Consider the following 9,367-nt stretch of genomic DNA (forward strand, 5'->3'; position numbering starts at 1 on the left):
TCCTCGACTCGCCCGCGGGCTACAGCGCCACGGACATCGTCTCCTACGTCTCGCAGGAGGCCGCCCTCGAAGGGCTCTCTGAGCACGCGGCCCTCTACTGGCCCCGCGTCAAGGTGCTCAACCCCGCCCGCGGCGTCTTCGGCAACCTGGAGCAGCTCGTCGTCCCGCCCTCCGGCATCATTGCTGGCGTCTTCGCGCGCAACGACGGCGCGCGCCCCGGTGGTGTGTATGAGGCTCCCGCGGGCATCGAGGCCGGCCGCATGTTCGGCGTCCTGGGCTTCGAGTCCAAGGAGTGCCTCGAAGAGAAGAAGCGGGACATCGTCTACCCCCGCCGCATCAACCCTCTCACCACCGGGCCCGGCCTGCCGCGCTTCATCGACGGCAGCCGCACGCTGAAGGCCAGCGGGAACTTCCCCTACGTCGCCGAGCGGCGCGGGGGGTCCTTCATAGAGCGCAGCCTCAAGTCGGGGCTGCAATTCGCCCGGCACCGCAACAACACCGAGGGGCTGCGCGCCCAGGTGCGGCGGTCCATTGCCGCCTTCCTCCTCGCACAGATGAAGAACGGCGCCTTCCGCAGCCAGGAGCCCGCCAAGGCCTTCTTCGTCGACGTCTCGGACGCGCTCAATCCGCCGTCCGTGGTCTTCGCCGGCAAACTGGTGGCGCGCATCGGGCTCGCCACCAACAAGCCGGCCGAGTTCATCGTCCTGCGCATCGCCCAGGACACCCGCGCCCTCGAAGCCGAGCTGGCCTCGGCGGGCCTCTAAGGAGACTGGCCATGGCCATCATCGGACAGCCGCGCAGCTTCCATAAGCGCTTCAAGTTCCTCTGTGAGGCTGACGGCCTCGGGCACTCCGGTTTCCAGAAGTGCAGCGAGTTGTCCGTCGAGGTCGCCAACGTCCAATACTTCGAGGGCGGCAGCCTCATCCCCAACAAGTCCCCGGGGCGCCTCACCTTCTCCGACGTCACCCTCGAGCGCGGCGCCACGCAGGATCACGAACTCTTCGACTGGTTCCAGGACGTCGTTCACACCACCAGCGGCCTGGGCCTGCCGGACAGCCTCTACAAGCGCAACCTCGACATCGTCCAGCAAGACAGGGACGGCACCACGCTGCGCCGGTGGAGCCTCTCCCGCGCCTGGCCGGTAAAGTTCGTCGCGGGTGAGTGGGACAACGAGTCGGACGAGAACGTCATCGAGTCCGTCACCCTCACCTACGACTTCTTTGAGCTGGCCAAGTAGGCCTCAGTCACCGACGTAGCATCCATGGGCTCTGCACGCGGGCGGGCGATTCCCATTCAACAGGGGCGCCCGCTCCGCCCATGAGCTGACGAACTTCACTACGGTCGTGACTTCGGCGCAGCGAGCACAGAAGTCCTCGCTCGTTCCCCAGCCCAGATAGAGCGCCCCAGGGTGCACCTTGTTGTCACGGCACCATTTCCAGAGCGTCTGCCCACCGCTGTGGTGCCCCGTCCCACCGTCGTAGAAGCCGTGCAGGTCGGCGATGAGGTCGCCGATGCGCGTGCAAAATCGCTGGGACTTGCCGGTGTTGCTCCCCACATAGAGCGGATGGCATTCGGAGTTCGGAGAGCCCGTCCACGCGTTCCGCGAGACCAGGTACACGCCGCGCCATGCTGGAGGCCAGGGCTGCGCGTCATTCATGCACTGCGCCAGCAGCTCTGAAATCTGAAACGAACCTGACCATACCAGTGGCTTCATGAGTCCCCCACGCAGATTGGGTGCTGCGTCTATCGATGTCCCCGATTTGCCGTCCAATGCCTTTGTCCTTCCCGGAGGCAGGACGACATGGCGGACATCATCTCATGCCCCTCGGGGCTGACGGGCCGTATTCGGGGAATGCGAGTGCGGGAAGAGCGCGTCCTCGCGGACAGGAAGCTGGCGAAGAGCGGCGGCCAGGTGGACGAGTTGCTCTCCGCGTGTTGGGAAGATCTGCTGGAGGCGGGCCCCTACGCCTTCGCCGATGGGAAGGTGGATTGGGGCCAAGTGCTGCAGGGAGACCGCTTCTTCGCTCTCCTTCAGGTGCGCGTCCTCACCTACGGCCCCGAGTACGTCTTCGCCGTCCCCTGTCAGGCTGCCTCCTGCCGAGCCCGCATCGACTGGGAGCTGGACTTGACGCAGCTCCCGGTGCGCGCCCTCTCGGACGCCAGCCGCGCGGCCTTCACGGCTGGCAACCGCTTCGAGACGACGCTGCCCGACGCCGGAAAGCGCGTGCGCTTCAGGCTGTTGACGGGAGAGGACGAGCAGCGGCTGCCGCAGCTCCAGCGCGCGGCGCCTGAGAAGCTGCTGTCCTCCGTCCTCGCCTACCGGGTGCTGGACGTTGACGGCGTGGATGCGCGCGACAAGCGCCGCTTCCTCGAGGACCTCACGCTGCGCGACGCCGACTACCTCGTCGACGAGTTTGACGCCGTCGACTGCGGCGTGGACACGACGCTCGAAGTCGAGTGCCCCGAGTGCTTCATGCGCCAGGAGGTGGAGCTCCCTTTCGACCGGGGCTTCTTCCTCCCGGGGACGCAGCGGACAGCGAGGCGCCGGGAGCGCTCCACCTCTTCCCCGGCGTGACGCTGGAGACGTGGCGCGAGGGCCTCTTCAACCTGTGCTGGCACCAGCACGGCGGCAGCGGCCTCGCAGCTCCCCTCGGCGACGCATTGGAGCTGCCCACCTCGGACAGGGACTGGCTCCTCGAGCGCATCGGCCAGCAACGCAGTCGCGAGGCGAAGGCCTTGGAGAAGGCCGCGAAGCGGAGGTAGCGCGTGCTCAACAACCTCGGACTGGGCTTCGTCTTCACCGCGAGAGACTTGGCCTCCGGCGTTTTCACCCAGCTCGAGGTCAACTTCACGCGCCTGGACAGGCGTGTGGGGTTGGGCACCGCGCGCATTGAGGGCGCATTCCAGCGGCTCGGCGTCGCCATGGCCCTCTTCTCGGCGGGCGCCGTCACCATTGGCGCGTCGTTGTCCCTGGCCAACACCGCCGGACAGTTCGAGCAGGCCGTGGCGGGCGTGGCCGCTGTCTCTGGCGCCTCGGCCGAGGTGCTTGGTCAGCTCCGTGACGCGGCCATCAAGGCAAGCCTCGCCACGCAGTTCACCCCTACCGAGTCCGTACTGGGGCTGCGCGAACTCACCCAGGCCGGCTTCACAGCAGCGGAGGCAATGAAGCTGCTGCTGCCGGTGTTGGACCTTGCGGGTGGCTCGCTAGGAGAGCTGACACCCCAGGGGGCGGCAGGCCTCGCCTCCCAGGCCATGAAGGCCTTCGGCATCTCCACCGACAAGGCCGCCCTCTCCGTCGACCAGATGCTCCAGGCCGTCAACGTCTTCGCCTTGAGCGCGAACGAGTTGCCCCTGGCCCTCGGCACCGCTGCGCGCGGCGCACAGGCGCTCAACCAGTCCCTGCCAGAGACGCTCATCGCCTTGGGCCTTGTCAAGAACGTCGTCCCCGGCGTGGAGCGCGCATCCACCGCCGTGGCAGTCGCCATGGAGCGAATGGCGGATCCACAGGTGCAGAAGCACCTGCGCGGCCTGGGCGTCGCCGTCACCGACTCCAAAGGCAACTTCCTCAGCTTCCTCGGCATCCTCAACGAGATGTCCCCCGCCCTCGAGCGCATGACGGCGGCGCAGCGCAGCGCCTTCCTCCTGAAGGCTTTCGGCCGCGAAGCACTCGGCGGTGTGAATGCCATCCTCACGCAGTTCTCCAACGGCATCCGCAAGGACACGGGCGAAGTCGTCCGCGGTGCCGCGGCCCTCAAGCACCTGCGCGATGAGTTCGAGAACGCGGGCGGCACGGCCACAAAGTTCCGCGAGCAGATGCTGGACACCTTCGAGGGCCAGAAGACTCTGCTGTCCGGCAACCTGGAGACACTGGCCATCGTCCTCGGGGAGCCCTTCTCCCAAGTCTTGAAGCCCCTCGTCACCCTCGTCGCCAGCGCGGTGCAGCAGGTGCTGGGTGTCTTCCAGGCGTTGCCCGGCCCGGTGAAGCGCGCCTTCGCAGCCTTCGCGCTCGGAGCGGGTGCCCTGCTGACTCTCGTCGGCGCCGTCATCGCCGCGAAGGTGGGCCTGGCGCTGATGGTGGTGGGCCTCAAGGTGCTGGGCCTCACCCTGGGCGGCCTCCTGGCCACGGTGCTTCCGGCCGTGGGCGCTGTCGTTCTCCTGGGCGTCGCCGTGGCCGGCCTCGCCTACGCCTTCCGTCACAACCTCGGGGGCCTGGGCGACTTCGCACGGCGTGTGCAGGAGCAGGTGACGCTCGCCTTCCGCGGCCTCGTCCAGCTCTTCGAGGACGGAGGCTTCTCCGGCGCGGTGCGGGAGGAACTCGGCCGGGCGGAGAACGCCGGCCTGAAGGACTTCCTCATCAACCTCTACCTGTGGGGCCATCGCCTCCACAGCTTCTTCTCCGGCATCGCCGATGGCTTCTCCTCTGGCCTGGAAGCCGCGCGCCCCACCCTCGACGCCTTCCAGGCGACGCTGGGGCGGGTGGGCGCAGCGCTGGGCTTCCTCTCCGGGAGGGACGACGCGGCCACAGCCGCCGCGAAGTTCGCGGCCTTCGGCGACGCGGGGGCCACGGTGGGCCGCGCCCTCGCCCGCGTCTTCGACTTCGTCGTCCTCGGCATGACGGCCGCCGCGGAGGTGGTGGAAGGCCTAGCCGGGCAGTGGGGCTACATGAAGGCCGGCGTCGACGTCCTCCTGGGCAGCTTGGCGCACCTGGGCCGCGTCCTCGGAGGCGCGCTCTCTGGCCTCTTGGGCACCAACTCCGCCTTGCAGCAGGGCAGCAGTGGGTGGGCACTCATGGGGGAAGCCATCGGGTTCGCCATCGGCAACATCGCCACCGTCGTGGGCGTGTTGGTGTCCGCCGTTTCTCTCACGGTGTCCGTGGTGGGGGGCGTCCTCAACGCGGCCCTGGCGGCCTTCTCCGGCATCGTCGACGTCTTCTGGGGCATGGTGATGACGCTCAGTGGCATCCTTACCGGCGACTGGGCCGAGGCATGGAAGGGGATGAGGCTCATCGTCTTCGGCACGGTCGACGCCATCTCCGGCGTCCTCCTGGAGTTGGTGGGTGCCATCCTCGGTGTCGTGGACGCCGTGGCGAGCCTCTTCGGCACGGACACCGGCCTCCAGCAAGCCCTGCGGTCAGCTCGGCTGGGCCTCCACCGGGACTTGTCCGTCGCCTTCGGCCTCGAGGACTCCACCGGCAGCGCCACCACACCCACGTCCGTCGTCACCAGCGCTTCTCCCACCTCGTCCGTGGACTGGCCCCTGGAGTCCTCGTCCATGCCTGCGGTGGCGGCCCTCCAGGCCTCGCTGCCCCAGGCCGAGGTGCTCTCCTCGCAGCCAGCCTCGCCTCCAAGCGCCCCCGTCCTCGTGAGTGTCCAGGTGGACGGAGAGGTGCTTGCCCAGGCCACAGCGCGCGCCGAGAGGGACGCCGCCTCCCGCGCCTTCTCGCCCATGCCGTCTTACTGAAAGCCAGGCCCCACGTGTCCATCGCTGCCGGCCTCGCCCGTCCTCCTCGCTGCCTCCTCGTGAATATCCTCACCGGCGAGGCCATGGGGTGCCTCTTCAACCCCACGCAGCTCACCGAGAAGCTCCAGGTGAACTGGAGCCGCTTGGCCGTGCCGGGCCTCTCCCACCAGGTGCTCCAGTTCCAGGGCACCTCCAACCGGCAGCTCGCGGGCGTGGAGTTCTACCTGGACGCCTTCTCCGCCACCCAGCAGGCCGACACGTCCAACATCATGGCGTTCCGCGGCTTCCTGCGCGCCCTCACCGTGCCTCCGGCGGGTACCGAGGGTGTGCTGGCGACGGCACCACCGCGGGTCCTCGTCCTCTGGCCAGGCCTCCTCACGGTGGAGTGTGTCGTCACCAGCGTGGAGTTCCAGTACCGCCAGTTGGCCGTGGACGGCCGCGTCCTCGTCTACACCGCCACCGTCACCTTCGAGGAGGTGCTGGACACCCGCGTCACTTCCGAGCAGCTCCGCCAGGAGGCGCCGTAGTGGCCCCTCACGCTGGCAGTCGCTACTCCTTCTCCCTCGGCCTGCGGGACGAGGTGGGCCACCTCTTCCTCAGCGAGAGAGTCCCCTACGGCTTCCAGCCACACGCAGACACCCGCGTTCACCTCGTCGCCGAGGGCGACTCCCTCTCGGGTCTTGCCGGCCGCTACTTCGCGCCCCTGCCGCGCGCCTGCGGCTTCTGGTGGGTCCTTGCTGATTTTCAGCCCGAACCCATCGTGGACCCCACCCTGGAGTTGGAGGCCGGGCGGCGCCTCTTCGTTCCTTCGCTGCGCGTCCTCACCGACGTCATCCTCAGCGAGCAGCGGCGGAGGGCCAGCGAATGACACGGCCCCTCGACAGGAGCGCGCCTGGCGTGCGCCTCACGCTGCTGGCACACGAGAAGGCTCGCAGCGGTGAGCCCCTCTCCCTTGAGGGGCGCGTCCTCGGCCTCACCTTCGAGGACAGCGCGACGAAGGCCGACAAGCTGTCCCTCCAGTTGGACAACTTCGACCTGGCACTCTTCGATAAGGCGGAGCTGGTGAGCGGCGCGGTGCTGGAGGTGTCCTGGGGCTACCCGGGGCTCATGGCGCCGCCTCGGCGGGTGGTGGTGAAGAAGTTGAAGGGCTTCCAGGTGCTCACCGTCGAGGGCCAGGCGCTCTCCACCCTTATGCACCGCGAAGCGAAGACACGCGCCTGGAAGGGCAAGACGCGCGCCCAGGTAGTGCGCGAGGTGGCCGCCGAGTACGGCTACGAAGAGGACTCCGTCCACGTCGAGGACACCGGAGAGTCCTTCGACACCATCCACCAGGCCGGGGAGACGGATGCGCGCTTTCTCCGGCGCATGGCCGCACGGGAGGAGTTCCAGTTCCACGTCGACGACAGGGGCCTCACCTTCGGCCCGCGCAACCAGGCCGCCGCGCCCACCCATGTGCTGTGGTGGTACGCCGACGCAGGCCGGGGCGACATCCTCTCGGTCAACGTCGAGTCGGAGCTGGGTCGCCGAGTGGGCAAGGTGGACGTGCGCGGCCGGGACGCTCTGGCCAAGAAGAACATCGAGGCCCAGGCGAGCAGTGGCACCGTGGAGCGCACCACCCTCGCGGACTTCCTGGAGGTGGTGGACAAGCGCACGGGCACCACCGCGCTGCAGCTCCGAAACAGCACCACCAGCGTCCAGCCCACCTCGGCCTCGACACCCGCCCAGGCCCAGCGTGAGTCCGCGGCCCGCTTCCGACGCGCGGAAGCCGGCACCGTGAAGCTGTCGCTCCAGGTGGTGGGCAACCCCTCCTTGCGCGCGAAGTCCGTCGTGGAGGTGCGCGGCATCTCCAGCTTCCTCTCCGGGAAGTATTACGTCACCGAGGCGAAGCACGTCCTCTCCTCCTCCGGCTACACCACGGACTTGAAGCTGTCGCGTGACGGCACGGGGCAGCGTCAGCAAGCCAGCGCTGAGAAGCAGGGCCAGCCCCAGGGCGGACAGCCCAACACCAGCGCACCCGAGACGACTGGGGCACTGAAGGAAGTCGAGGCCTTCGAGCGGGACACCGGCACCCGGTACATCGAGTACCGCCGTGACGGGCAACCCATCGGTGTCGAGGACCCGGAAGCCGGAATGAGTCTCCCCAGGTAGCGAGCCCGCCATGAGCACCTTCGACGACGACATCCTCACTCACGACACGCGCCTCCTCGGCATGTACGTGGGCTACGTCACCAGCCGCGACGACGGCGAGCAGCTCGGCCGCGTCCGCGTGTGCATCCCCGGTGTCCTCGAGCCTGAGTCCACCTGGGCTTGGCCCCTGGGCACCTCCGGGGGCGGCGCCAAGGACACGGGGTTCTTCGCGGTGCCGCACGTGGGCGCCGAGGTGGCTGTCTTCTTCAACCAGGGCGACGTCGACGCCCCCTACTACCTCAGCGCGCACTGGGGGAAGCCGGGCGGGCAGAGTGAGGTGCCCGAAGAAGCCCAGGTGTCTCCGCCCGACAACCGCGTCCTCGCCACGCCCACCTTCCGCGTGGAGCTGGACGAGTCCGCGGGGAAGAAGAAGCTGAAGCTCACCAACCGCAAGACGGGCGACTGCCTCACCTTCGATGCGCAGGAGAACACCGTCACCCTGGAGGCCACCACCGCCCTCACCCTACGCGCGGTCGGCGCCATCTCCCTGGAGGCGGCCCAGGTCACCATCGCCGGCCGCGTCGTCCGCCCCATCGCCGAGCCGATATGAGGAAACCCATGGCGCTGCCCATCTGCGTCCACATCCCCCCGCTCCCCGAGGCGCCTACCCTCACCCTGCCTGGCGGCGCCACCTTGCAGCACCACCAGCTCCTGCAAGCCGTCCAGCCGGCGCTCGCGCCGCTCACGCCCCTCTTCGACATCATCGGCGCGGTGCTGGCTGTCTTCGAGGTGGTGAAGGCCATCCCCGACGCGCTGGGGCCGCCGCCCGACCCGACGGCCATCGCCGCGGCACTGCCGGCGCTGGCAGAGAAGGTGTCCAAGCTGCTCCGCCTCGTCCCCCAGCTCTCGGTGCCACTCGCAGTGGTGGGCGTCATCGACATCGTCCTGGGCGAGCTGGGCCATGCCCGTGGCCAGCTCCTCCACCTGCAGTTGCGCCTGTCGAGCGTCGGGCAGGCCCGGATGCGCGCCGTCCAGCTTGGGGACGCGGGCCTACTGAGGGTGGCCGGCTGCGCGGAGGCCAATGTCGCCCAGGAGGCCGTCAACGTCGGCAAGGCCCTGGCCGCCCTCTCCCAGCTCATGGCCCTCCTCAACGTCCTGCTGGGGCTCGTGGGTGGCCCCCAGGTGCCGGACTTCTCCAACCTCGAGGGAAGCGCGCTCGACAAGGCCATTGCGCCCCTCGATGCCATCGTCCGCACGCTGCAGCAGGTGCGCGCGGCCATCCCGGTTCCATGAGGAGAACGTCATGAGTCGAGCACCCCAGAATCTCCTCGTCCCCTTCCGGCGCGACCGAAAGCGCGACTTCGCCGCGGGCACCGGGGCCGAGTTGCTCGCCGCAAAGGTGCGGCAGGTGCTGCTGACCGAAGGTGCCACGCCCCACTCCTCCGGCGAGCTGCCCTGGCGCACCAGCTTCGGAGCGGGACTCTCGCGCCTTCGCCACCAGCGCAACGACACCGTGCTGGCGGAGCTGGCGCGCGTGTACGTCCGCGACGCCCTCGCGCGCTGGCTGCCAGGCGTTCAGCTCATGCAGGTCCGCGTCGAGCAAGAGGCAGCCACGCTGACGCTTCGTGTGCGCGTGCGCGAGGGGGACACTACTGGGCTTGATCCGCTTCAGTGGACACCAAGGAAGAGGCAGGTACGGTGTCCAACATGACGGAAGTGAAGAAGCCACGACGTCCCCGGCGTAGCTACACGGAGGAGTTCAAGGCCGGGGCGGTGAGGC

General features: G+C 68.7%; 12 protein-coding genes. 11 read left to right on the forward strand and 1 reads right to left on the reverse strand.

All coding sequences use genetic code 11. From position 1 onward, the window contains the following. On the forward strand, positions 1-764 hold a 764-nt coding region (locus tag HUW62_RS42920), incomplete at its 5' end, for a phage tail sheath family protein (RefSeq protein ID WP_255203961.1). Positions 765-775: 11 nt separating this feature from the next. After that, positions 776-1,237 carry a phage tail protein gene (locus HUW62_RS42925; protein ID WP_141593132.1) on the forward strand — a complete coding sequence of 154 codons (462 nt, stop codon included), beginning with the start codon at positions 776-778 and terminating at the stop codon, positions 1,235-1,237. Positions 1,238-1,240: 3 nt separating this feature from the next. Here HUW62_RS42925 and HUW62_RS42930 read toward each other — a convergent pair whose 3' ends face one another. Continuing rightward, positions 1,241-1,714 (reverse strand): hypothetical protein, encoded by a 474-nt coding sequence (locus HUW62_RS42930; protein WP_176437732.1) that lies wholly within the window; start codon positions 1,712-1,714, stop codon positions 1,241-1,243. Between the two features lie 87 nt (positions 1,715-1,801). Between HUW62_RS42930 and HUW62_RS42935 the strand changes: the two genes are divergently transcribed. The 9 genes from HUW62_RS42935 to HUW62_RS42975 are packed head-to-tail and all read left to right on the forward strand — an operon-like array spanning position 1,802 to position 9,298. Beyond that, a complete protein-coding gene (locus HUW62_RS42935; RefSeq protein WP_176437733.1) occupies positions 1,802-2,575 on the forward strand; it encodes a hypothetical protein in 774 nt (257 codons plus the stop codon). Further along, positions 2,572-2,763 carry a hypothetical protein gene (locus HUW62_RS42940; protein WP_176437734.1) on the forward strand — a complete coding sequence of 64 codons (192 nt, stop codon included), beginning with the start codon at positions 2,572-2,574 and terminating at the stop codon, positions 2,761-2,763. Before HUW62_RS42935 ends, HUW62_RS42940 begins: the two co-directional genes overlap by 4 nt. Before the next feature lie 3 nt (positions 2,764-2,766). Continuing rightward, positions 2,767-5,460: a phage tail tape measure protein gene (locus tag HUW62_RS42945; protein ID WP_176437735.1), complete on the forward strand. Its 2,694-nt coding sequence runs from the start codon at positions 2,767-2,769 to the stop codon at positions 5,458-5,460. A 14-nt stretch (positions 5,461-5,474) separates the two neighbouring features. After that, positions 5,475-5,987 (forward strand): peptidoglycan-binding protein, encoded by a 513-nt coding sequence (locus HUW62_RS42950; RefSeq protein WP_176437736.1) that lies wholly within the window; start codon positions 5,475-5,477, stop codon positions 5,985-5,987. After that, positions 5,987-6,328: a hypothetical protein gene (locus HUW62_RS42955; RefSeq protein WP_176437737.1), complete on the forward strand. Its 342-nt coding sequence runs from the start codon at positions 5,987-5,989 to the stop codon at positions 6,326-6,328. Before HUW62_RS42950 ends, HUW62_RS42955 begins: the two co-directional genes overlap by 1 nt. Further along, positions 6,325-7,608 carry a phage late control D family protein gene (locus HUW62_RS42960; protein WP_176437738.1) on the forward strand — a complete coding sequence of 428 codons (1,284 nt, stop codon included), beginning with the start codon at positions 6,325-6,327 and terminating at the stop codon, positions 7,606-7,608. The genes HUW62_RS42955 and HUW62_RS42960 overlap by 4 nt, the downstream gene beginning before the upstream one ends. A gap of 10 nt (positions 7,609-7,618) precedes the next feature. After that, the gene (locus HUW62_RS42965; RefSeq protein ID WP_176437739.1) at positions 7,619-8,197 is read left to right on the forward strand and encodes a phage baseplate assembly protein V; all 579 of its coding nucleotides are present in this window, start codon (positions 7,619-7,621) and stop codon (positions 8,195-8,197) included. Positions 8,198-8,205: 8 nt separating this feature from the next. Then, positions 8,206-8,880: a hypothetical protein gene (locus HUW62_RS42970; RefSeq protein ID WP_176437740.1), complete on the forward strand. Its 675-nt coding sequence runs from the start codon at positions 8,206-8,208 to the stop codon at positions 8,878-8,880. A 10-nt stretch (positions 8,881-8,890) separates the two neighbouring features. Continuing rightward, positions 8,891-9,298 (forward strand): GPW/gp25 family protein, encoded by a 408-nt coding sequence (locus HUW62_RS42975; protein ID WP_176437741.1) that lies wholly within the window; start codon positions 8,891-8,893, stop codon positions 9,296-9,298. Positions 9,299-9,367: the final 69 nt, after the last annotated feature.

Origin of the sequence: Myxococcus sp. AM011, assembly GCF_013372595.1 — a bacterium.
Taxonomy (GTDB): Bacteria; Myxococcota; Myxococcia; order Myxococcales; family Myxococcaceae; genus Myxococcus; species Myxococcus eversor.